The 20,601-nt window shown below is 58.8% G+C and carries 27 protein-coding genes and 2 pseudogenes; 24 read left to right on the plus strand and 5 right to left on the minus strand.

From position 1 onward, the window contains the following. Positions 1–1,689: 1,689 nt before the first annotated feature. Together FQ182_RS06335 and FQ182_RS06340 are read right to left on the minus strand one after the other, a co-directional pair. Entirely contained in the window at positions 1,690–1,998 is a 309-nt protein-coding gene (locus FQ182_RS06335; protein WP_149412960.1) for a BrnA antitoxin family protein, read from the minus strand. Continuing rightward, complete coding sequence (locus FQ182_RS06340; RefSeq protein WP_149412959.1) at positions 1,976–2,251, minus strand: BrnT family toxin; 276 nt, start codon at positions 2,249–2,251, stop codon at positions 1,976–1,978. The genes FQ182_RS06335 and FQ182_RS06340 overlap by 23 nt, the downstream gene beginning before the upstream one ends. 142 nt (positions 2,252–2,393) lie before the next feature. Here FQ182_RS06340 and FQ182_RS06345 point away from each other — a divergent pair, with 142 nt between their 5' ends. Then, on the plus strand, positions 2,394–2,774 hold the full coding sequence (locus tag FQ182_RS06345; protein WP_178114398.1) for a DUF2513 domain-containing protein: 381 nt from the start codon (positions 2,394–2,396) through the stop codon (positions 2,772–2,774). 87 nt (positions 2,775–2,861) lie between these two features. Here FQ182_RS06345 and FQ182_RS06350 read toward each other — a convergent pair whose 3' ends face one another. Continuing rightward, complete coding sequence (locus FQ182_RS06350) at positions 2,862–3,884, minus strand: phage portal protein (RefSeq protein WP_149412957.1); 1,023 nt, start codon at positions 3,882–3,884, stop codon at positions 2,862–2,864. Beyond that, a complete protein-coding gene (locus FQ182_RS06355; RefSeq protein WP_149412956.1) occupies positions 3,884–5,644 on the minus strand; it encodes a terminase ATPase subunit family protein in 1,761 nt (586 codons plus the stop codon). The genes FQ182_RS06350 and FQ182_RS06355 overlap by 1 nt, the downstream gene beginning before the upstream one ends. A gap of 153 nt (positions 5,645–5,797) precedes the next feature. Between FQ182_RS06355 and FQ182_RS06360 the strand changes: the two genes are divergently transcribed. The 23 genes and pseudogenes from FQ182_RS06360 to FQ182_RS06465 all read left to right on the plus strand — a co-directional run bounded on the left by FQ182_RS06360 (position 5,798) and on the right by FQ182_RS06465 (position 20,400). Continuing rightward, positions 5,798–6,643 carry a GPO family capsid scaffolding protein gene (locus FQ182_RS06360; protein ID WP_149412955.1) on the plus strand — a complete coding sequence of 282 codons (846 nt, stop codon included), beginning with the start codon at positions 5,798–5,800 and terminating at the stop codon, positions 6,641–6,643. A 46-nt stretch (positions 6,644–6,689) separates the two neighbouring features. After that, positions 6,690–7,742 carry a phage major capsid protein, P2 family gene (locus FQ182_RS06365; RefSeq protein ID WP_149412954.1) on the plus strand — a complete coding sequence of 351 codons (1,053 nt, stop codon included), beginning with the start codon at positions 6,690–6,692 and terminating at the stop codon, positions 7,740–7,742. 10 nt (positions 7,743–7,752) lie between these two features. Beyond that, positions 7,753–8,454, plus strand: coding sequence for a phage terminase small subunit (gene gpM, locus FQ182_RS06370; RefSeq protein WP_149412953.1), 702 nt, complete (start codon positions 7,753–7,755; stop codon positions 8,452–8,454). A 102-nt stretch (positions 8,455–8,556) separates the two neighbouring features. After that, positions 8,557–9,018 carry a head completion/stabilization protein gene (locus FQ182_RS06375; protein WP_149412952.1) on the plus strand — a complete coding sequence of 154 codons (462 nt, stop codon included), beginning with the start codon at positions 8,557–8,559 and terminating at the stop codon, positions 9,016–9,018. After that, positions 9,018–9,230, plus strand: coding sequence for a tail protein X (locus FQ182_RS06380; RefSeq protein WP_149412951.1), 213 nt, complete (start codon positions 9,018–9,020; stop codon positions 9,228–9,230). The genes FQ182_RS06375 and FQ182_RS06380 overlap by 1 nt, the downstream gene beginning before the upstream one ends. A gap of 45 nt (positions 9,231–9,275) precedes the next feature. Next, positions 9,276–9,599, plus strand: coding sequence for a phage holin, lambda family (locus FQ182_RS06385; RefSeq protein ID WP_178114399.1), 324 nt, complete (start codon positions 9,276–9,278; stop codon positions 9,597–9,599). Continuing rightward, positions 9,596–10,438, plus strand: coding sequence for an N-acetylmuramidase family protein (locus FQ182_RS06390; protein ID WP_149412949.1), 843 nt, complete (start codon positions 9,596–9,598; stop codon positions 10,436–10,438). The genes FQ182_RS06385 and FQ182_RS06390 overlap by 4 nt, the downstream gene beginning before the upstream one ends. Beyond that, positions 10,435–10,638 carry a hypothetical protein gene (locus FQ182_RS06395; protein WP_149412948.1) on the plus strand — a complete coding sequence of 68 codons (204 nt, stop codon included), beginning with the start codon at positions 10,435–10,437 and terminating at the stop codon, positions 10,636–10,638. The genes FQ182_RS06390 and FQ182_RS06395 overlap by 4 nt, the downstream gene beginning before the upstream one ends. Next, positions 10,635–11,078, plus strand: coding sequence for an Rz-like lysis system protein LysB (gene lysB / locus FQ182_RS30165; protein WP_149412947.1), 444 nt, complete (start codon positions 10,635–10,637; stop codon positions 11,076–11,078). The genes FQ182_RS06395 and lysB overlap by 4 nt, the downstream gene beginning before the upstream one ends. Further along, positions 10,993–11,178, plus strand: a pseudogene (gene lysC, locus FQ182_RS29980) (Rz1-like lysis system protein LysC); the annotation flags it as partial. The gene lysB and the pseudogene lysC, both read left to right, overlap by 86 nt. Then, positions 11,175–11,657, plus strand: coding sequence for a phage tail protein (locus FQ182_RS06405; protein WP_149412946.1), 483 nt, complete (start codon positions 11,175–11,177; stop codon positions 11,655–11,657). The pseudogene lysC and the gene FQ182_RS06405, both read left to right, overlap by 4 nt. Beyond that, positions 11,647–12,105 (plus strand): phage virion morphogenesis protein, encoded by a 459-nt coding sequence (locus FQ182_RS06410; RefSeq protein WP_149412945.1) that lies wholly within the window; start codon positions 11,647–11,649, stop codon positions 12,103–12,105. The genes FQ182_RS06405 and FQ182_RS06410 overlap by 11 nt, the downstream gene beginning before the upstream one ends. A 91-nt stretch (positions 12,106–12,196) precedes the next feature. Continuing rightward, positions 12,197–12,916: a DUF4145 domain-containing protein gene (locus FQ182_RS06415; RefSeq protein WP_149412944.1), complete on the plus strand. Its 720-nt coding sequence runs from the start codon at positions 12,197–12,199 to the stop codon at positions 12,914–12,916. Between the two features lie 72 nt (positions 12,917–12,988). Then, positions 12,989–13,561, plus strand: a complete 573-nt coding sequence (locus FQ182_RS06420) for a phage baseplate assembly protein V (protein ID WP_149412943.1) — start codon at positions 12,989–12,991, stop codon at positions 13,559–13,561. Further along, the gene (locus tag FQ182_RS06425) at positions 13,558–13,902 is read left to right on the plus strand and encodes a GPW/gp25 family protein (protein ID WP_149412942.1); all 345 of its coding nucleotides are present in this window, start codon (positions 13,558–13,560) and stop codon (positions 13,900–13,902) included. The genes FQ182_RS06420 and FQ182_RS06425 overlap by 4 nt, the downstream gene beginning before the upstream one ends. Next, positions 13,899–14,810: a baseplate J/gp47 family protein gene (locus FQ182_RS06430; protein WP_149412941.1), complete on the plus strand. Its 912-nt coding sequence runs from the start codon at positions 13,899–13,901 to the stop codon at positions 14,808–14,810. Before FQ182_RS06425 ends, FQ182_RS06430 begins: the two co-directional genes overlap by 4 nt. Then, positions 14,810–15,427, plus strand: a complete 618-nt coding sequence (locus tag FQ182_RS06435; RefSeq protein ID WP_149412940.1) for a phage tail protein I — start codon at positions 14,810–14,812, stop codon at positions 15,425–15,427. The genes FQ182_RS06430 and FQ182_RS06435 overlap by 1 nt, the downstream gene beginning before the upstream one ends. Continuing rightward, positions 15,424–16,239, plus strand: a pseudogene (locus FQ182_RS30860) (phage tail protein); the annotation flags it as partial. The gene FQ182_RS06435 and the pseudogene FQ182_RS30860, both read left to right, overlap by 4 nt. Positions 16,240–17,531: 1,292 nt before the next feature. Beyond that, the gene (locus FQ182_RS06445) at positions 17,532–18,056 is read left to right on the plus strand and encodes a tail fiber assembly protein (protein WP_149412938.1); all 525 of its coding nucleotides are present in this window, start codon (positions 17,532–17,534) and stop codon (positions 18,054–18,056) included. Positions 18,057–18,147: 91 nt separating this feature from the next. Continuing rightward, positions 18,148–19,323 (plus strand): phage tail sheath protein, encoded by a 1,176-nt coding sequence (locus tag FQ182_RS06450; RefSeq protein WP_149412937.1) that lies wholly within the window; start codon positions 18,148–18,150, stop codon positions 19,321–19,323. Between the two features lie 57 nt (positions 19,324–19,380). After that, complete coding sequence (locus tag FQ182_RS06455; protein WP_149412936.1) at positions 19,381–19,896, plus strand: phage major tail tube protein; 516 nt, start codon at positions 19,381–19,383, stop codon at positions 19,894–19,896. Positions 19,897–19,945: 49 nt separating this feature from the next. Continuing rightward, positions 19,946–20,272, plus strand: a complete 327-nt coding sequence (locus tag FQ182_RS06460; protein ID WP_149412935.1) for a phage tail assembly protein — start codon at positions 19,946–19,948, stop codon at positions 20,270–20,272. An 8-nt stretch (positions 20,273–20,280) separates the two neighbouring features. Further along, positions 20,281–20,400 carry a GpE family phage tail protein gene (locus FQ182_RS06465; protein WP_149412934.1) on the plus strand — a complete coding sequence of 40 codons (120 nt, stop codon included), beginning with the start codon at positions 20,281–20,283 and terminating at the stop codon, positions 20,398–20,400. A gap of 1 nt (position 20,401) precedes the next feature. On the opposite strand, the gene FQ182_RS29985 is transcribed toward FQ182_RS06465, so the two are convergent. Beyond that, a complete protein-coding gene (locus FQ182_RS29985; RefSeq protein ID WP_218575087.1) occupies positions 20,402–20,566 on the minus strand; it encodes a hypothetical protein in 165 nt (54 codons plus the stop codon). Positions 20,567–20,601 lie beyond the last annotated feature (35 nt).

Below are 20,601 nucleotides of genomic sequence, written 5' to 3' on the forward strand. Positions count from 1 at the left end.
TTCTCGCGGAGTAACTTGTGATGCTGATAATCTTGTTGACTATCAGTCTGACTCCACAAGCACCCACACGAATTGCTTGATTCAGTTGTTAAAGAGCGGTTGGTTAAGATCTTTCGTCTCAACCGAGCGGCGCATTCTACAGCAGCCTCTGTTGCTGTCAAGCGGTTATTTTAAGAAGCTTTCAAAGTTTCCTCTGTAACTTCAACCACTTGCGCTTCCGATCTCTCGTTAGCGGGAGGCGAATAATACAGGATTAAATCCTGCGGTCAACCATCCCCCTCAATCTTTTTTGCATCGGGCCACTCCGTCTACGAACCGCACGCTTCGAACCAGAATTGATTTGCAATACAGCTACAAGTTAGCGGCCTTTCAGCACTCTCGTACTGAGAGGCTCGCCCCTATACATGAGCCCGCGCAGCGCCGCCCTCGCTCCAGGTGATGACGTTGACGGAATAGTGGACCAAGAATGCACCGGGCCAGAACAATAGGCCTCTCCCAACACCACCACCTCATCCCTGATAAACTGCTATCCTTCGCCTTTCTGATTCAGATCCCCCAATGCCCCTACAAACTGCTTCACTCTCCCGCCGCTTCTCCGTCGCCCCTATGATGGATTGGAACAGCTAACTCTACAGGCCATGTAATACAAGCCTGACAGCGCACCTCATAAAATCAAGTACCACTTTCGTACCACCCACCATTCAAATCCAGCATTCCGAAAGGGCAGACGACGCCCTACGCGCGTGCCTGTCGCTCCAATCCTGCCAACACCCACTCAGTCACAACCATCTACGAAACACTGCAAGCAGTACGCGTGCGCATCACACGTATAGGGGGCTGAAATTCGAAATCTAGAGGGGGCAAAAAAAAGAGTAACATAAGTAATCTTGACAATTTTTTACGCTCAAGCCGTTGAAAATAAAGGGGTTTTACATTCAGCCAAAAGGTAATCTTTAAGTAATATTGAAGTAATCTGATTACTCTTTATAAATGTAATTCCTATATCTATAAAAACCCTTTAAAAACAACAGGTTGCAAAATAATTACCTTTTCAATTACTTCTTTGTTACTCCTTTTTGTAATACCGCCCCCCACGGAATACGCGGCCTCCAGCCCGTTACTCAGACGTGGTTACTGAAATTACTCTTTTTGAAATACCCCCCCTCTACCTGCACGGCGACGCCCCAGACCTTTTGAAGAAACACCCCTCGGTGCAGGGTTCCGCAGGCTTTCAACCTCCCCATAACGCCAAGCAAGCGCCCAGCCTGAGCCGCTAGAAGTGGTCCGCAGGGGCGCAGAATAAACGACCCATTTAGCCCGCAGGCGAGGTGGGGGGACGACGGCGCGCGCCAGGTGCTGAAGCACGTCACTGGCCCAGACATGTAGCACGTCAACTCCCTCAATCTCAATATGTGGAACGCCAGCTCCCCAAGACCAATCGACCGCCCCAGCAGATGCCCGCTCCGACAGAGCCTCACACACCTTAAAGCCCCGTATTCACTGGACCGAACGGTCCTTTAGGCTTGCCGTGACACTCTTCAAATGCTATGTTGAACTGGGCTTTTTAACGCCGCTGACGGGCGAAATGTCATCGTTTCGGGGCGGACTTTTGCCATGGGAGAGCCAATCTCCAGACAGCAAAAAGCCGCCTCATGGGCGGCTCATTGTTTCGGTGATGAACTCGGGTGACTACGCCTTCAATTCATCTGGTGTGTGTGTTTTGAGCCAGTCAGCCAGGGCAGCGTTCATTCGCGTTTGCCAGCCAGGCCCAGAGGCTCTGAATTGCTCCAGCACCTCAGGATCAAAGCGAACATTGACGTGTTCTTTAGTGGCTGTCGACTTTGGCCGACCACGCTTTGGTTTGAGCATTTCCTTTGCCTGAGCCTTGCCAAACAGCCCCGCCAACACGTCGCTGGCTGGCTTGGCCTTGGCAAAGTCCTTGGCCGACCATTCAGGGTTTGCCGTATCGACCATCTCAGGATTGAGTTTCTTGGTCATAGCTTTTGACCTCCCGTTTGTTGGCTTTACGAAAACTGATGACGTGAACCGCATCGCCCCGAGGGGTGAACACCACGACATGCAGCCGATCCTCTATGTACCCCATCGCCCGATACCGGCACTCGCCGTAGTCGAAGCGATCATCTTCCACGATCAAGGCCGTAGACCATTCAAAGTCCCGCACTTGGGCAAATGGGAGTCCACGTTCTTCAACGTTGCGAGCGTCTTTGGCTGGGTCATAAGTAATCTGCATGACATTACTGTACCCACAATAAATGACCAGCACAAGGGTTGGAATTGGTAAGGTGGCCGAATCCCACCGATGCACGTCTTCCTGCCTATACTGGCCCCTCTGTAATCAAACCTGCCGTGAGTTGAATGCAATGCAAAGAGATATGGACTTAATCCGTGCCATCATCCTGAAGCTGGAGTCGTGGGAGCTAAAACCTGGCGCTATCATGGTATCCAACGACATTGAGAATGACTTCCAAGTTGATGGGTACACTGCCCACCAAATCAGTTATCACTTCAATCTAATTGCTGAAAATGGTTGGATTGATACCGCCGGGCGAAACCCAACCAGCAGAGGTTTCACATTCCGTAGCCTTACCTCGAAGGGCCATGACTTTGCTGACTCAGTCCGAGACGATAAGATTTGGGCCACGACCAAGGAGGGAGCCCTCAAAGCGGGTGGGTTTACTCTGGAGTTACTGGGGAATCTTGCGAAAGGACTCGTTAAAAAACAGTTGGAAAAACACACAGGCATTGAACTTTAACCCTGGAGCACTCGGCACGTTCGAGTGATTCAGCGTCGAGCGGGTGTTAGCGCACCAGCTCGCCGCCTCGTTTACTGCACGGGGGTACTATTTCTCCCTCGCTCCAAGATCAAAGGGTTTGAAGCGCACGACTTCCTCGCCGACCCAATCATTGAGAAGGGCCAGGCGTGTCTGAATCGGCTCAAGCTCCAGGGTGGCCCAGACCTCCCCCGCTTCCTTCGGAGAGCCAAATCCCCCCGCGTTCTTCGGCACGATGCCCATCAGTTGGGGATAGACCCGCAACGCAGCAAGCACATCTCCCTGGGTTTGATCCTTGATCGAGTTGAATTCGTCCTTTGCCGACACCTCGCTCACCGGTATCAGTTGAATGCCCTCCTTCTTCCCATTCGGCGCGTACACAAACAGGTTGCGGAAGTTGCCCGGCCCCTTGGAGTTTTTCAACGCCGTGCGCAGGTCATCAATGTCGGATTCGTTTTGTGCCGCGTCCGTCATGTACAGGATGAAACCGGCATGGCTACCGTTCTCGTAATACTTGCGGCGGAACAACGTCGCCGACTGGTTCAACAGTGCCGATTGCAGTGCACACAGCCACTCCGGCAACCCGTAAATTTCCTGGTGCAGATCCAGCTCACGCAAATGGAACACGCTGCCCTGGTCAAACTCGTGCTCACTCTTCCAGCCCTGCACCTGGAAATAGCGCTCGTCCTTCCCTACCCGCATGTACTTCGCCAGCGCTGGCTTGAGCGCTACCGTCGAGCCCAGCAATGACCGCCGCGCCTCAACATAACCATTGCCCAATGCCAAGTAGTCCTGGGCGTACTGGTCAAACGCCTCGCGGCTCAGCAGCTTGTGCGGGATGAACGTGCGGGTCAGCTGGTTGCGCTTGAAGCGCAGCCCCGAGTCAAGGTGCACACTGGCCTTAACCGAGCGTGCCAACCCATCCAGCGACAACGGCGGCTCATACCAGCGCCCGTTAAACCAGCACTCCAGCGAGTCGAATATCTCCCGCGCCGACAGCACCGACTCCGGCTCGCCGAACGTGAACGCCACCGACTTGTGCTCACTCACCGCCTGCTCAGTGGCAACCGCCACCCCATTGTTTGTACTCATCAAAAAAGCTCCATCCGCCCGGTATTGGCAGCCGTCTGCCCTTCGAGCGGTTCGTGGTGTAGTGCATGGAAAAGCGCCCAGGCCAGGTCGGCGTGGCCGGTGGATTCGCTACGCCCGGCGGTATAGGTGAACTGCCGGCCGCTGGCGGTGATGGTTTTGCGGATAGCCATCAGTGATTGCGCGAAGTCCGTCCAGCCGGCGTCAAACTCCATTCGGCCCTTGCTGATCACGTCGTAGGCCTTCATCACCAGGCGCGACTTCACCTCTGGCGAATAGCTGAACGTTGTCAGTCCTGGGAAGAACTGCCGCACCAGCTGCGCCACGCCTGATCCCATGCCTGTTGTATCGATGCCGATATAGGTCACCCAATAACGCTGGGTCACCATTCGGATTGACTCGGCCTGCGCCGCGAAGTCCATGCCACGGAACTGGTGCCGCTCAAGCACCCGGAACTTACCGCCTGGCACCATCGGCGGCGCCACAACCACCAGGCCAGAGCTATCGCCCGTTTCGGCTGGGTCATAGCCCAACCACACCTGGCGGTCGGCCAGCGGGCGCGGCGCCATTGGCCTGTAGTCCTCTGCCCAATCGACCCAACTGTCCACCATGCATGACTGCAACATCGACAGAGGGAAGATGCTCGCCCCGTCATCCACAAACTGGCACATCAGCAAGTTCTGGAAGGCTTCGGCGTCGTACTCTTGGCGCAGCTCCTCAAGGTCAAACCGGTCACAGCCGCGCTGCTCGGCGTCCAGAATCGTGACGATCTGCCTCCACACCTTGTCCTCGCACAACCGCCCCTGTTGCAGGGCATCGTGGGATACATCCAGAGATATACGGTTAGCTGCAGGCTTGCCCTTGTTGAAACGCTCCCCCGTCCAGAACGTGTAGGCCTCATGGGCCATGCTCGACGGTGTGCTGAAGTAGGTTCGGCGATACTGTTTCTGCATCGCCATACCCGAGGCGACCTTGTTCAGCTCCTTAAACTTGAACGTCCAGAAGAATTCGTCGAAGTAGAAGTTGCCGTGGTAGCCCTGGGCGGTTCGTGCGTTGGTGCCCAGGAAGTGCAGCTCGGCGCCGTTCGCCAGCGTGATGGGATCGCCGGTCAGCTCAACGCCGGCCACCTCTCTGGCAAAGGACTGAATGTACGACTTGAAAATGTGTGCCTGATTCTTCGAAGCAGACAGGAAAATCTGGTTACGCCCCGTGGTCAGGGCATCAATCAATGCCTCCCGGGCGAAGTAGAACGTCGCCCCGATCTGCCGACTTTTAAGGATGGCCCTGGTGCGCTGATTACCAGCCTTGTACCAATCCAGTTGATAGCCGAAGCACCCATCGATAAACGCCTGAGTGAGCAGATCGATATGCTCCTCGCTGAACTCATTGCGGCTCGGCTTTTTCTTCGGCCCGCTGTTGCGGTCATTCAGTTTCGGGTTTAGCTCAGCCTCGGTACCGCCGCCCTGGAACCGCTCAATACGGGCCTGGCGCTCCAACTGCCGGTGGAGCAGGTCAATTTCCTTGAAGTCGCCACTGGTCTTGCCGTCCTTCAGGATCAACTGCACCAACCGCGCCTCCAGCGCCCCCCCAATACGCTCGACGTTATCCGCCCGGTCCCATTCGTCACGGGCCTTCCAGCTGTGGACGGTCTTCTCTTTTTCGTCCAGGTATTCGGCAATTTCAGTGATGCGCCAACCCGTCCAGTACAAAAATTTGGCCTGGCGACGGTTATCACGGACGGGAATTTCAGCGAGAGCATTCATGGCGCAGATGCTGCCTCCCGCGCGCGTGGTACACCCGCCCCGCTCCCTGTAGAGCCTTGCTCTACAAGTGCGGCTCGTTGCCCGCGAGGCCGCAGCTGCCGACCATGCCCACATCGCAACGGCAGTTCGCCGCCACCGCACTGAGGACTCCCCATGGCCAGCAGCACCAAACAGAAATTCCGCTCCAAGTGGACCCGCATTGCCGTAGAAGGCGCGACCACCGATGGCCGCATCATCGAGCGGAGCTGGATTGACGACATGGCCTCGCAGTACAGCCAGAACACCTATGGCGCTCGCATCAACTGCGAACACATCAAGGGTTACTGGCCCGGTGGCGAATTTGGCGCTTACGGCGACGTAGTGGCGCTTAAGGCTGAAGAAGTCGACATTGCCGGCATCAAGAAACTGGCGTTGTTCGCCCAGCTCGAACCCAATGACGCGCTGCTGGCCTTGAATAAGGCCGGTCAAAAGGTCTACACCTCGGTCGAGATCCAACCGAAGTTTGCCGATAGCGGCAAGGCCTACCTGGTCGGCCTCGCCATCACTGACACTCCAGCCAGCTTGGGCACCGAAGCCCTGAGCTTCAGCGCTACACATGGCACCTTGGCCGGACGCAAACAGGACAAAGACAACCTGTTCAGCGCTGCCGAGGAAGCCTCACTCGAATTCGAAGAAGTCACCGACCAGCCGAGTGCTTTTGCAGCAATCAAGGCCAAGCTCGGTGAGTTCATCAAACTGAGCAAGGACAAGGATGGCAAGGATGCCAACACTTTCTCCGACATCGGTGAAGCGCTGGAAAGCCTGGTAACCCTCGCCACCCAACAGGCTGAGCAAGCCGACGCTTCAAGCAAGGCCTTGGTAGATCTGAAAAAGCAGTTCACCAGCCTGGATACCGAGCTGAAAGAGCTCAAAACCAAGCTCGGCCAAACCGCTGACCTCAGCCAGCCACAGCGCCCGCACAGCACTGGCGGTGCAGGCACCGTACTGACTGCTTACTGAACCCACGGCCCAACACCGACAAGCCTATTCACCGGAGAACACCCCCATGCGTAAAGAAACACGCTTCGCCTTCGCCGCCCTGGCCGTGCAGATCGCCCTGCTCAATGGCGTAGCCAGTGCCCACGAAAAATTCAGCGTCGACCCCAGCATCCAGCAAAAACTGGAAGTTGCGGTGCAGGAATCCGATGGTTTCCTGAAACAGATCAACATCATTGGCGTCGACGAGCAGTCAGGCGAAGCTCTGCTGCTGGGTGTCAATGGCCCGGTTGCAAGCCGCACAGATACCTCCGGTGGCACCCCTCGCAGCCCGTTGAGCCGTAGCACGCTGAGCAAGGACAGCTACGTCTGCAAGCAGACGAACTTCGACAGCGCGTTCCCCTATGCCCTGCTGGATGCCTGGGCCAAGTTTCCCGACTTCCAAGTCAAGCTGAGCAACGCGATCATCCTGCGCCAGGCGCTGGACCGCATCATGATCGGCTTCAACGGCACCAGCGCCGCTGCGACCACCAACCGTGCCGCCAACCCTCTGTTGCAAGACGTCAACATCGGCTGGTTGCAAAAGATCCGCCTAAGCGCCGATGACCGCGTGCTGGACGCTGCCACCATCGGCCCCCGCAAAGTCATCAAGGTCGCGGGCGTCGACACCGTGTTCGAGGGTGATTACGCCAACCTCGACGGGCTGGTATTCGATGCCATCCAGATGCTCGACCCATGGCACCGCACCCGCCCGGACCTGCGCGTTATGGTTTCGCGCAACCTCATGCACAGCAAGCTGCTTGCCGCTGTGGAAAAGGGCGCGGATTCCAACCAAGAAGAGAACGCCGCTCAAGAAATCGTCAGCCGCGCCCGCCTGGGTGGCCTGCCAGTGGTGGACGCTCCGTTCTTCCCGGATAACACCGTGCTGATCACCACCCTAAGCAACCTGTCGATCTACTACCAGAACGGTGCCCGTCGCCGTCACCTGAAAGACGAACCCGAGTTGGATCGTGTCGCCGACTACCAGTCCTCGAACGAGGCCTATGTCATCGAAGACTTCGGCTTGGTAGCGCTGGTTGAAAACATCACGGCCGTCAACTATCCAGCTCCTACCGGGGCATAAGAGGCGCGCCATGCACCAGACACCAGCCCAACGCAACCAGCTGCGCAAACGTGCAGCCATTGAGTCCGCCGCAACTGCGCCGGCCACGTCAATGGAAGGCGCTACTGCCTACGAGCACCAGTTGGCCCAACTGGCCCAGCACCGTGCGCGTCTCAAGCAGGTGCAGTCCAACCAGGGCAAAGCCGAACTCAAGGCGCTACTGATTCCTGAGTACGGGCCCTACGTGCAAGGTGTGCTGGCCGCCGGCAACGGTGCCCAAGATGAAGTGCTCACTACCATCATGCTTTGGTGCATTGATGCTGGCGGCTACGGCGGCGCGCTGGTCATCGCTGAATACGTCATCAAGCACGGTCTGAAAATGCCGGACCGCTTCGAACGCACCACCGGCACCTTGATCGCAGAAGAGATCGCCGAAGCCGCCCTCAAAGCACAGAAGGCGGGCGATCGATTCCCGCTTGAGATTCTTGAGCAAGCCCAACACATCACTGCTGAACAGGACATGCCGGACCAGGCTCGCGCCAAGCTGTACCTGGCGCTTGGAAAGGCCCTGGCAGCCATTCCTGATGATGCAGTTGCCGGCAACCTGGTAGCCCTGACAGAGGCCAAGCAGCACCTGGCCAAAGCCATCGACTTGCACAGCAAATGCGGCGGCAAAAAGGATCTGGAGCGCGTCGAGCGTCTCCTAAAGAAACACACTGCCCCAGGCAGTTAACCGAGCGTCCCCACGCACCCCGCCGGCTCGGGGCGGATCGGCCAGGCCGCTCCTCCTGAACGTGAAGCCCCGACCACCGGCGACCTATTTTCGAGTGCAGTCATGAGCGCATTTGTAGCCAGCGGAACCGTCGACAGCGGTCATATCAATACCGACCTGTTCTGGCCGTCGATTGACCTGGACGGCCTGCGCGCCACCTTGCGCATCGACGCCAGCGTCACCCCAGCCCGCTTGGAAACCGCAGTGATTGCAGCCGCGATCAACCTCAACAACGAATTGAGCGAGTGGCGAACCGCCCAACAAGCCGCCGGCTACTCCACCCTGGCTGATGTGCCGGGGGATCGCATCAAGGACGTGTCGGTAAAGGTCCACCTCTACCGCCGTGCGATTGAGTCCGGTACCGGTGCCGAAGTCTGCGAACGCTTCCGCGACTACAGCGCTACCAACACCGGCAGCGACAAAGCTGAAGCACTCACCCCGAACATCGACGATTACCGCCGCGACCTGCGCTGGGCCGTGCGCGACTTCCTCGGGCGGTCCCGCACCACAGTGGATCTGATCTGATGCCCGTCGCCGTCCGCACCAATCAAAACGACACGGTCGACGCCCTCTGCTGGCGGCACTACGGCCGCACCGCAGGCGTGACCGAGGCCGTGCTTGAAGCCAACCCCGGCCTGGCCGATCACGGCCCCATTTTGCCGCAAGGCCTTGCCGTCAACATGCCCGAAGCCCAAGCCAGTGCCCCGCAGCGGCAGATGGTGAACCTATGGGACTGACACCGCAGCACCAAGCCCTTGAACCCACCAACCCTGGACAACGGAATGAAGCGCATGCCTGACCGTCCCGACACCTGGGCCTGGCTCGCCGCCTGGCTCGAACAGAACTGGCCGACTCTTTATGCCGGAGTCCTCGCCTTGATCATCGCCGCCCTGCGGATCATGTACGGCGGCGGCACGCTGCGCCGCATGGTGGTCGAGGCTCCGTTGTGCGGAACCTTGGCATTGGCAGCCAGCCATGGCTTGGCGCTGATCGGCATTCCGACATCTACTGCGCCGTTTTTCGGTGGGGTAATCGGCTTGCTCGGCGTTGAAGGCACCCGCGCTGCGGCCAAGAGGTTTTTCAACCGCAAGGTAGAGCAACTATGACCACCCTCCGCCACGACGACCGCTCGCAAGCGGTGCTGATGCTGCAAAAGAATCTCAACAAGCACGGCGCCAGCCTGGTGCCGGATGGTGACTACGGCGATGCTACCGAGGCTGCCGTTCGCGCTTACCAGATCAAGGTCGGTCTGGTCGCCGATGGTGTAGCCGGCAACAAGACGCAAACCAGCCTTGCCGGCGGCGACTGCGCCCAGTTGCTGCGCAACAATGACCTGGTGACCGCTGCCGAACGCCTCGGAGTGCCGCTGGCGAGCATCTACGCAGTCAATGAGGTGGAATCCAAGGGAAAGGGCTTTCTGGACAACGGCAAGCCGGTGATCCTGTTCGAACGGCACATCATGCACCGTCAGATCGCCATAGTTCGAAACGCGGGCGATGACCCGGCCGAACTCAAGCGCCACGCCGACCAGCTCGCCACCGCCAACCCCGCCCTGGTCAACCCAAAACCTGGCGGATACATCGGCGGTACCGCCGAGCACCAACGCCTGGCCATGGCCCGCCTGATTGATGACACCGCCGCCCTGGAGTCGGCTTCCTGGGGCGCCTTCCAGATCATGGGCTTCCACTGGAAGCGCCTCGGCTATGCCAGCGTGCAGGACTTTGTGGGGGCAATGAGTGCCAGCGAATCACAGCAGTTCGACGCATTCACCCGCTTCATCGAGACCGACCCGGTGCTACACAAGACCCTCAAAGCCCGCAAATGGGCCGAGTTCGCCAAGCTCTACAACGGGCCGGACTACCTACGCAATCTCTACGACACCAAGCTCCAGCGCGCCTACGAGCGTCACGCCGGCTGCGAATGCGGACAAGGGGTGGCGGCATGATCGACTTCGACGCAGTGGAAAAACTACGGGTGCAGGACGGTGACGTGCTGGTGGTGCCGGAGTCGTCCGAGGAGGACGACATGCAGCTGCTGGCCGAATCCATTCAGATAATGAACGGCGCGAGGGCCGTGATCGTGCGCGGCCCCATCAAACAGCTCGACACCGCCGCCATGAACAAGCTCGGCTGGCACCGAGCGTGAGCACCCTGCGCCAGGCTCTGTATGGCATCGCCCTTCTCGGCGCCCTGGCGCTGCTGATCTGGGGCCAGGAAGCGCGCATAAACATCGCCGAAGGCCAGACCGAGCTGGCACAGCACGCAGCCAAAACCGCCCGCGAAGACGCTGATCGCAACCTTTTCGCCGCCAAAACTCTCACCACCACCCTGAAACAGGAACGCGATGCACAGAGCATCCTGCGCGGCCAGCAGGACCAACTGCGTCAGGGCCTGGCAAATCGCGAGCGAACCATTGAGGTACTGAAACGTGAAAACGACGAACTCCGCAATTGGGCTGATCAGCCTTTGCCTGACGCTGCTCGCCGGCTGCGCGAGCGCCCCGCCCTCACCGGCGCCGCCGCTTATCGTGACTGGCTGTCCGGCCGTGGTGCCGTGCGTCCTGCCGGCGACCCGTCCACTCAGTAACGGCGACCAACTCACCGACCAGGACCGCGCCGAAGCCGCTTGGGCCGATTGCGCTGCACAGGTCGACATGGTCTACAAACACCAGCAGGCCACCCCATGAACAAGCCCGAAAGCCTGCGCGCTCACCTCCTGGCCACCGTCGCCGAGTTCAAGCACAACCCCGACCGTCTGTTGATCTTCATCGACAATGGCAAGGTCCGTTGCACCGCTGCCCACTCCCTGTCGTTTGAATACAGCTTTGACCTGCAGATCATCCTCACCGAGTTCGCCGGCCACCCCGACAGCGTGATCCTGCCGATCCTGGGCTGGCTCAGCGTCAACCAATCCGAGTTGCTGGAGAACCTCGACAAAGTCAAAGACGGCATCCAGTTCGAAGCCGACATTCTGGACAAGAACAAGGTGGACCTAAGCCTGACCCTGTCGCTGACAGAGCGGGTGGTGGTCGGCAAGGACGACCAGGGCAACACCACCGTCAAGCACCCGAACGAACCGCAGCGAGTGGCGGGTTACCTCGATCCGAACTGGAAGCCCGGAGCCCAGGGCAACACCAGTGAATGGATAGTGCCTGATGGCAAGTAACCTGGAGGCGCTGGAGACCTGGGCGGCAGTGCTGTTGAAGCGGCTGGAGCCTGGTGCGCGCAGTCAACTTGCCCGCAGCATTGGACAGGAGCTGCGTCGAAGTCAGCAGAAACGAGTAATGGCCCAGAAAAACCCGGACGGGAGCAAATTTGCCCCGCGTAAAAAGCGAGACCTGCGCGGAAAACAGGGACGTATTCGTCGGAAGCTGGCGATGTTCAAGAAGCTACGGACAGCGTCATACCTGAAGGTCCGTGGTGATAGCAATGCCGTTACGGTTGGGTTCACCGGGCGTATCGCCCGGATTGCCAGGGTTCACCAGTATGGTTTGAAAGATCGTGCCGAGCGCGGAGCACCGGACGTGCGCTATGACCAACGTGAGGTACTGGGTTTTACACAATCGGACATCGATCTGATCCGAGACAGCTTGCTCACTCACTTAACTGCATAGACTCCATTGCTCGGTCGGTGTAAAAACTCATCGAAAGATTAGCCCGCAACTGAGCGAAGCTGAACCCGAACAGAATGGAGTTGTTCAAAAAATGACAGAAACCTTCCGTGCACACTGCCCGAGATGCGACGGGGAAAGAAAATGCATTATTCATGGTCAATTCGATCAACCGTGGAGTGTGGAGGACGGAAGAAACTATATGGATGGCCAGATAGATCACAAGCTACTCCAATGCGCCGGCTGCGAAACAGTTTTTTATCACCAGAGCAGTTGGAACTCTGAAGAGTGGGACAATGACTATCACCCCGTAACTGGTGAAACCATAATTTCCCATCCGCGAACAATTGAAACTTACCCGGTCCCAGAGAAAAAAAGCCAAAAGCCTGATTGGATATGGGACATAGCTAAAACCGACCCACCACTTCACGCTATCTTGTATGAAGTCTATCAAGCCTATGAAGCCGGATCCTTCATACTCGCATCAGTTGGTTTGAGGACTGCCTTTGATCGAACTACGGAAATCCTAAAAATAGACCCCAATCTTTCATTCGAAGATAAAGTCATAGAGCTAACTAAAGAAGGTTACATCGGGGAGACAGAAGCTAACACGCTTGCCGTTGTTACCAATGCGGGGAATGCTGCCGCACATCGCGGTTGGGCACCTGACCGCAAAGCATTCGAAATACTAATTGCGACACTTGAGCAATATATCTATCGAGTCGTGGTTACAGGAAAAGCGGCTCTTGATTTGACAGGAGATATCCCTGCTCGCCCCCCCCGTACCAAAAAACAACCAAAACCGGCGGCTTAGCTAACTTGTACTGCGGAACTTTACAACCCGTTTAAGCTGCACTCCCACGCGCGTGGCGCCACCATCGGCGCCATGAACGACTTCGCCGCCCTCTCCCGCATGCTAGAAAACCTCATCCGCTTCGGCGTCATCGCCGCTGTGCAGATGGAGCCCCCGCGCGTGCAGGTTAAAACCGGAGCACTGACCACCGCCTGGCTGCCATGGCTGGCCCTGCGCGCGGGGTCCGACCGTGACTGGGACCCGCCCACCGTCGACGAACAGGTGATCCTGTTCAGCCCATCCGGCCAGCTCGCCAACGGCGTTGTCATCACTGGCTTGCCCAGCGATCACATCCCCGCCAACGGCAACCGCGCCGGCCTGCACCGTCGCACCTACGCCGACGGCACAGTGATCGAGTACGACAGCGTCGCCCATCACCTCAACGCGGCCCTGGCCGACGGCGGTACCACCAACCTGGTCAGCACGGGCGGCATCAATCTCGTCGGCGATATCACGCACCAAGGCGACTACACCCAAACCGGCAACCAGAACGTCACCGGCACCGTGACCGTCTCCGCTGACGTGATCGCGGCCAACATCAGCCTGGTCAAGCACCTGCACGGCGGCGTGCTGGTGGGCAACGCGAAGACGGGAAAACCAGAATGAACCGAGAAACCGGCGCAGCCATCGGCACTCTGGACCATATCAGCCAGTGCATAACAGACATCCTCACCACCCGCATCGGCACCCGAGTGATGCGCCGCGAATACGGCAGCCTGCTGCCCGAGCTGGTAGACCACCCCTTCAACGACGCCACGCGCCTGCGCGTGTACGCGGCCACGGTCATGGCGTTGATGCGTTGGGAGACCCGTATCAGCCTCAGCCGCGTGCAGTTCCTCGGCGCGAACCTTCAAGGTCAGTCGGTGCTGGAGCTGGAAGGCACCATCGTCGACACCAATGAGCAACTGAGCATGAGCGTGCCGCTACGACTGGGAGCGAGCGTATGAATTCCTTTGCTGCGATTGACCTCAGCCAGCTCCCGGCGCCGCAAATCGTCGAGCAGATCGACTTCGAATTGATCCTGGCCGAGCGTAAGGCCTACATGATCAGCCTGTGGCCGATCGAGGAGCAGGCCGAGATTGCCGCCCGCCTCGACATGGAGTCGGAGCCCATGGCAAAGCTGCTGCAGGAGAACGCCTACCGCGAAACCATCTGGCGTCAGCGGGTGAATGAGGCATCCATGGCGAACCTGCTGGCCCTCGCTAAGGGCCCCGATCTGGATCAACTGGCGGGCAACTTCAATGTCCAGCGCCTGGTGGTTCAGGAAGCCAAACCAATGGCAGTCCCGCCTGTAGCGCGGCTAATGGAGAGCGACGAAAGCTTACGCGAACGGGCGCAAATGTCCTGGGAAGGGCTTAGTACAGCCGGGCCGCGTAACAGCTACATCTTCCACGCCCGAGGCGCAGATGGTCGGGTTGCCGATGCCACTGCTGAAAGCCCATCGCCGGCTGTGGCGGTTGTCACCGTGCAATCGCTGCTCGGCGATGGCACGGCACCGGCCGATCTGATCGCAGCGGTCAAAACCTACCTAAGCGACGATGACCGCCGTCCGGTGGGCGACCGCCTGACAGTCCAGGGCGCGCAAATCCTCCGCTACCAGGTCAAAGCCAAGCTGTATCTGCTCACCAGCGGCCCCGAGTCGGAACCGATTATCGCCGCTGCTGAGCAACGCTTGCTGGCATACGTCAGCCAACGTCGGCGCCTGGCAATGGAAGTGTCGGAATCCGCCCTGCACGCCGCGCTGTTTGTCGAGGGTGTACGCAAGGTCGTACTGGAAAACTGGGTCGACATCGTTGCCACCAAGGCCCAAGCGCCCTACTGCACCAGCGTGACCGTCACCAGGGGTGCCGAGTAATGGCCGCTCAGCAGCTGCTTCCGGGAAACTCCACGCCGCTTGAGCGTCAGGCGGCGCAGGCGCTCGCACAGATTCAGCGCGTACCGATCCCACTGCGGCAGTTGTGCAACCCGGATACCTGCCCGGTGTCTGTGCTGCCCTACCTGGCCTGGGCCTTCTCCGTCGACCGCTGGGACAGCAACTGGACCGAGGCCACCAAGCGCGCGGCCATTCGTTCATCCCGCTACATCCACGCACACAAAGGCACCATCGGCGCATTGCGCCGCGTCGTCGAGCCGTTGGGCTACCTGATCGAGGTGATGGAGTGGTGGGAGACCGTGCCGGAAGGCGTGCCTGCCACCTTTGCCTTGAAGATCGGCGTGCTGGACACCGGCATCACCGAAGAAATGTACCAGGAGCTGACTTGGCTGATTGATGACGCCAAGCCCCTCACTCGCCACCTGACAGGCCTGGCGATCAGCCTGGAAAGCACCGGCACCGTGTTCATCGGGGCCTGCGTGTACGAAGGCGACGAACTCAGCGTTTACCCACCGACGCAACGCGACATCGACGTCAGCGGCGCGTTTCGCATCGGTGGCCGCGAACATCATATCGACACGATGGACATCTACTCATGACCGACCAAAACAGCCAGTTCTTCGCGATTCTCACCGCCGTCGGCGAAGCCAAACAGGCTAACGCTGCGGCCCTTGGTACGGCCTGGACCTTCGCCCAGATGGCCGTGGGTGATGCCAACGGCACGGACCCGATTCCCAGCCGTACACAAACAAAACTGATCAACGAGCGCCGCCGTGCACCGCTCAACCAGGTCAAAGTGGACCCGGGCAACGCCAGCGTAATTATCGCCGAGCAGATCATCCCAGAGAGCGTCGGCGGTTGGTGGGTGCGTGAACTTGCTCTGTACGACGCGGATGGAGACATGGTTGCCGTTGCCAATTGCGCACCAACCTTCAAACCGCTGCTCACCCAGGGGTCGGGGCGGACACAGGTGATTCGGATCAACTTGATCGTGAGCAGCACGGCCAATATTGAGTTGAGGATTGATCCCAGCGTTGTGCTGGCGACTCGTGAGTATGTCGACACCACGGTCGTCGAGGCATTGGCGAAGCTAGACTTCAAGCATTCAGCGTTGGTGGCCACCACTGCAAACATCGCACTGAATGGCGTACAGCCAATCGACGGTGTGCCGTTACCGGCGGACGCAAGGGTCCTGGTAAAGAATCAGGCCGCTGCTAAAGATAACGGCTTGTATACCGTTTCAGCTGCCGGTGTCTGGAAGCGGACCCAAGACGCGGACGCCAGCGTCGAGATTACGCCGGGGCTGTTTGTCAGTGTCGAAATGGGCACGGCGAATGGAGATAGTGTCTGGCAGTTGGTCACGGACGCACCGATTGTTCTTGGGACCACCGCGCTGACGTTCGAAATGGTCGCGGGCAAAACCGGTATCAGCGCAGGTGCCTATTCGGTTTTGACCGTCGACAAGTACGGCCGCGTTATTGCTGGCACGAACCCCACCACGCTGGCCGGGCATGGCATTACTAACGGGCTTCGCGTCGACGTGGTAAGTCAGCAGTTGCCGGCATTGGCGGCGCCGCTGCCGGGTGGGATTGACGGCACTGGAAACGGCGGGGCATTGCAGATTCGCGAGGCTCAAGAGGTTGCGGGCTCTAAAACAGATTTTGAATACGCACCCCGGATACTTTTCCACTGGCAAGGGTTGCTGGCTCGCGACTTAGCGATGTCGAGCGTAGGCGAGTTGCTGTGGGGCAGCAAAGTTGTGTACCACGCTGGAAACTTCAACCCGTCACTCAAAGCCAACTTGGCAAGCCCGTCCTTCACTGGCACCCCAACTGCGCCGACAGCAACCGTTGGCACCAGTACCACTCAGTTGGCTACCACTGCGTTTACGTACTCAGCGATTAACGCCTACGCAACGACTGTCACGGCATCCCTTGCACTAAAAGCAGACTTGGCCAGCCCTGCTTTGTCGGGTACGCCAACAGCCCCGACTGCTGCGGCTGGCACCAATACGACGCAGTTGGCTAGCACTGCCTTTGTGTGGTCTGCGGTCAATACCTATGCCACCACTGTGACAGCGGCACTTGCGTCGAAGGCAGACGTGTCGACGTCCTTGCGGACCGGCTCAGTCAGTCGTCAACGCCCGATTCTGTCAAGTCCAATACCCGCCGGCGCCGACAATGGTGGGGATGGTGCGGGCGGTGCCGCTGAGATCCGGGAAGCTCAAGAAGTTGGCAACACGCAAACTGATATGAAGTACGCACCAGGTCTGCTTTTCAATTGGTCGGCCAAGTTTGCGCGTTACCTGAAGATGTCCTCTGTCGGCGATCTGGTATGGGGCGACAAGAAGCTGTTTCACGAGGGCAATATCGCAGACGTATTGGCCACCGTCGCTTTGCAGCCGAATGGTCGTGTGCTGATTCCAACCAAGGACGGTACTCCGCTTTACCTTCAGTGGTACGAGGGGCCAATCAGCGGTGCTGAAACTGTCGCCTATCCGGCAATCAGTCACCCTGTGCCATTCCCTAATCAATGCCTTTTTGCCGGTGTCTTTACGCGTTCTACCACTGACAACACCCAGTCTGACCAGATGTTTCAGATGGTCACTTGGGACCGCCTGGGCGTTAAAATTTTCCCGCAATGGTTTGGCACGGGCACTCAATCGCTTGTTAAACCGCTGATCTTAGCTATCGGAAATTAAACATGGATAACCAAGCAGAAACGCCCGTCTCCAACCCCCTTGAGGTGGTTTATGAGACCCCGGAGCCCCCAAAGCCCGAGGTTATTTATTACAGCTCCCGTGATTGCGGTTTTCTCTTTTTGTCCGAGCGCCCAGCCTATGACGCTGCGGGCACATGGCCGGAGGATGCCGTCGAAGTAACGACCGAAGACTGGCAAGCATTCGGTCAGGCGGCGCCGCCGCCCGGTATGCGTCGTGGCGCCGATGACCACGGACGGCCGGCATGGATCACGCCCGAGGTGACGCCTGAGGACGCGCAGCAGCAGGAGCGCGCCTGGCGTGACCGTCAATTATCGGCCAGTGATAGCCTGGTCACGCGCCATCGCGACGAGCTGGAGGCAGATCGGCCTACAACGCTTACTGCTGAGCAGTATCAAGAGTTGCAGCGCTATCGCCTCGATTTGCGTGATTGGCCTGCCTCGAAGGACTTCCCGGACACCGAACATCGTCCAATTGCCCCCGACTGGATCGCCAGCTCGAACCTGTAACCCCTTCCCCTACAAGCCCCCGCGCTCGCCCAACCGGCGCGCGCGCGGCAGCCTGTGCACTGTCATTCCATCACAGCGCAGGCAACCACCCATGGCCGGTTCAGACTATCTCCACGGCGTGCGGGTCATCGAACTCAACGACGGCACCCGCCCCATTCGCACCATCCCCACCGCAGTCATCGGCCTGGTTTGCACGGCTGAAGATGCGGACCCGCTCGCTTTCCCGCTGGACACCCCAGTACTGCTGACCAGCGTTCAAGCCGCCATCGGCAAAGCTGGCGTCAAAGGCACCCTGGCGACCAGCCTGCAAGCCATCAGCGATCAGACCAAGCCCTACGTCATCGTGGTGCGGGTCAAGGAAGGCGCAGACGAAGCCACCACCACCAGCGCCTTGATCGGCACCACTAACACCAACGGCCAGTACACCGGCATGAAAGCCCTGCTCGCCGCCAAGGCCCGAGTGGGCATGACGCCGCGCATCCTCGGCGTACCAGGCCTCGACAGTTTGCCAGTGGCCACCGCCCTGGTATCGATTGCCCAGGACCTGCGCGCCTTCGCGTACGTCAGCGCCTGGAGCTGCAAAACCAAGGAAGAGGTGGTCGCCTACCGCGAGAACTTCGGCGCCCGTGAAGTCATGGTGATCTGGCCGGACTTCCTCAATTGGGACACCGTCACCAGCAAGACCGTCACCGCCGCTGCCACGGCGCGCGCCCTGGGCTTGCGCGCGAAGATCGATCAGGAAACCGGCTGGCACAAGACCCTCTCCAACGTTGCCGTCAACGGCGTGACCGGCATCAGCGCCGACGTGTTCTGGGATCTGCAAAACCCGGCCACCGACGCCAACTACCTCAACAGCAACGAGGTCACCACCCTCATCAACGAGGGCGGCTTCCGCTTCTGGGGTAGCCGTACGTGCAGCGACGATCCGCTGTTCGCCTTCGAAAACTACACCCGTACCGCGCAGATCCTCGCCGACACCATGGCCGAGGCGCACATGTGGGCAGTGGATAAGCCCATGCATGCATCCCTGGTCAAAGACATTATCGACGGCATCAACGCCAAGTTCCGTGAGCTGATCGCCCAGGGCTACCTGATTGGCGGCAATTGCTGGTACCCGGAAGACATCAACGACAAGGACACCCTCAAGGCCGGCAAGCTGACGATCGATTACGACTACACGCCTGTGCCGCCCCTGGAAGACCTCACCTTGCGCCAGCGCATTACCGACCGCTATCTGATGACGTTCGCCAGCAAGATCAACAGCTAAACCGGGCCTCCCCGCAAGGGGAGTTAACCCCACGCCAAATACCCGGAGAACACCGCCATGGCACTGCCACGCAAACTTAAGAACCTCATGCTGTTCAACGACGCCAACATCTACAGGGGGGTGGTGAAGTCCGTCACCCTGCCTCCCCTCGGTCGGAAGATGGAAGCCTATCGCGGCGGCGGCATGAACGGTCCGGTAAAGGCTGACCTGGGCTTTTCCGACGACGGTATCCAATTCGAATGGAAGACCGGCGGCCTGGATCTGATCAGCCTGAAACAGTTCGCCATGGTGAACGCTTCGGGCGTGGCGCTGCGCTTTACCGGCGCCTTTGAGCAGGACGACACAGGCGAAGTCAGCGCTGTTGAAATCGTTTTGCGTGGCCGTCACGAGAGCATAGAGATGGGCGAAGCAAAGCCAGGCGAAGACACAGAACACACCATCAAAACCACCTGCACTTACTACAAGTTGACCGTCGACAACGAGGAAATCATTGAAATCGACCTGCTCAACTTCATCGAGAAGGTCGGTGGCGTCGATATGTTGGAGAAACAGCGCAACGCCCTGGGCATCTGACCCTCCGAACCTAGATTTGCAATTTCAACCGACATCAGGAGCTGTACCGATGAAATCCCAAGACACCCCAGAACAAGCAGGCGTCAACGACAACATCATCACCCTCGATACACCGATTCAACGCGGCCAGACGATGATCGAGACGATTACCCTGCGTAAACCGTCCTCCGGCGAACTGCGCGGCGTCAGCTTGGGCGACCTACTCAACCTTGACGTCGCCAGCCTGATCAAAGTCCTGCCGCGTATCAGCACGCCCACCCTCACCCCACAGGAAGCCGCCGCTCTGGACCCTGCTGACCTGGTCGCCATCGGCAGCAAGGTCATCAGTTTTTTGTTGCAGAAGTCGGCGAAAACGGAAGCATCCCTCGGTATGTAGAGGACGCCATGGCCGACCTGGCCGTGGTTTTTCATTGGGCGCCTACCGACATGGATCGGCTGGGCCTGCAAGAACTGATGGACTGGCGCGAACGGGCGCGGATTAGGAGTAGCGTCGATGGCGAATGATTTAAGACTGCGCGTGTTGCTCGACGCCATCGACAAAGCCACCCGCCCGTTGCGCCGTATCATGGCCGGCAGCAACGATACGGCCAAGGCGCTGAAGGCAGCTCGCGATCAGGTCAAGGCCCTGAACAATCAGCAGGCTGACATCAGTTCGTACAAAAAGCAGCAAGGCGCCATTACCGCTACCGCCACAAAGCTCAATCA

The organism is Pseudomonas sp. ANT_H4, from assembly GCF_008369295.1.
GTDB lineage: Bacteria > Pseudomonadota > Gammaproteobacteria > Pseudomonadales > Pseudomonadaceae > Aquipseudomonas.

Coding starts and splice junctions, on each gene's coding strand:
- FQ182_RS06435 (WP_149412940.1), top strand. CDS start 14,810: ATGGCCGCTCAGCAGCTGCTTCCGGGAAACTCCACGCCGCTTGAGCGT.
- FQ182_RS06450 (WP_149412937.1), top strand. CDS start 18,148: ATGGCCGGTTCAGACTATCTCCACGGCGTGCGGGTCATCGAACTCAAC.
- FQ182_RS06350 (WP_149412957.1), bottom strand. CDS start 3,884: ATGAGTACAAACAATGGGGTGGCGGTTGCCACTGAGCAGGCGGTGAGT.
- FQ182_RS06355 (WP_149412956.1), bottom strand. CDS start 5,644: ATGAATGCTCTCGCTGAAATTCCCGTCCGTGATAACCGTCGCCAGGCC.
- FQ182_RS06340 (WP_149412959.1), bottom strand. CDS start 2,251: ATGCAGATTACTTATGACCCAGCCAAAGACGCTCGCAACGTTGAAGAA.
- FQ182_RS06425 (WP_149412942.1), top strand. CDS start 13,558: ATGAACCGAGAAACCGGCGCAGCCATCGGCACTCTGGACCATATCAGC.
- FQ182_RS06345 (WP_178114398.1), top strand. CDS start 2,394: ATGGACTTAATCCGTGCCATCATCCTGAAGCTGGAGTCGTGGGAGCTA.
- FQ182_RS06420 (WP_149412943.1), top strand. CDS start 12,989: ATGAACGACTTCGCCGCCCTCTCCCGCATGCTAGAAAACCTCATCCGC.
- FQ182_RS06465 (WP_149412934.1), top strand. CDS start 20,281: ATGGCCGACCTGGCCGTGGTTTTTCATTGGGCGCCTACCGACATGGAT.
- FQ182_RS06365 (WP_149412954.1), top strand. CDS start 6,690: ATGCGTAAAGAAACACGCTTCGCCTTCGCCGCCCTGGCCGTGCAGATC.
- FQ182_RS06390 (WP_149412949.1), top strand. CDS start 9,596: ATGACCACCCTCCGCCACGACGACCGCTCGCAAGCGGTGCTGATGCTG.
- FQ182_RS06445 (WP_149412938.1), top strand. CDS start 17,532: ATGGATAACCAAGCAGAAACGCCCGTCTCCAACCCCCTTGAGGTGGTT.
- FQ182_RS06375 (WP_149412952.1), top strand. CDS start 8,557: ATGAGCGCATTTGTAGCCAGCGGAACCGTCGACAGCGGTCATATCAAT.
- FQ182_RS06385 (WP_178114399.1), top strand. CDS start 9,276: ATGAAGCGCATGCCTGACCGTCCCGACACCTGGGCCTGGCTCGCCGCC.
- FQ182_RS06430 (WP_149412941.1), top strand. CDS start 13,899: ATGAATTCCTTTGCTGCGATTGACCTCAGCCAGCTCCCGGCGCCGCAA.
- FQ182_RS06455 (WP_149412936.1), top strand. CDS start 19,381: ATGGCACTGCCACGCAAACTTAAGAACCTCATGCTGTTCAACGACGCC.
- FQ182_RS06410 (WP_149412945.1), top strand. CDS start 11,647: ATGGCAAGTAACCTGGAGGCGCTGGAGACCTGGGCGGCAGTGCTGTTG.
- FQ182_RS06380 (WP_149412951.1), top strand. CDS start 9,018: ATGCCCGTCGCCGTCCGCACCAATCAAAACGACACGGTCGACGCCCTC.
- FQ182_RS06405 (WP_149412946.1), top strand. CDS start 11,175: ATGAACAAGCCCGAAAGCCTGCGCGCTCACCTCCTGGCCACCGTCGCC.
- FQ182_RS06460 (WP_149412935.1), top strand. CDS start 19,946: ATGAAATCCCAAGACACCCCAGAACAAGCAGGCGTCAACGACAACATC.
- gpM (WP_149412953.1), top strand. CDS start 7,753: ATGCACCAGACACCAGCCCAACGCAACCAGCTGCGCAAACGTGCAGCC.
- FQ182_RS06335 (WP_149412960.1), bottom strand. CDS start 1,998: ATGACCAAGAAACTCAATCCTGAGATGGTCGATACGGCAAACCCTGAA.
- FQ182_RS06360 (WP_149412955.1), top strand. CDS start 5,798: ATGGCCAGCAGCACCAAACAGAAATTCCGCTCCAAGTGGACCCGCATT.
- FQ182_RS06395 (WP_149412948.1), top strand. CDS start 10,435: ATGATCGACTTCGACGCAGTGGAAAAACTACGGGTGCAGGACGGTGAC.
- FQ182_RS06415 (WP_149412944.1), top strand. CDS start 12,197: ATGACAGAAACCTTCCGTGCACACTGCCCGAGATGCGACGGGGAAAGA.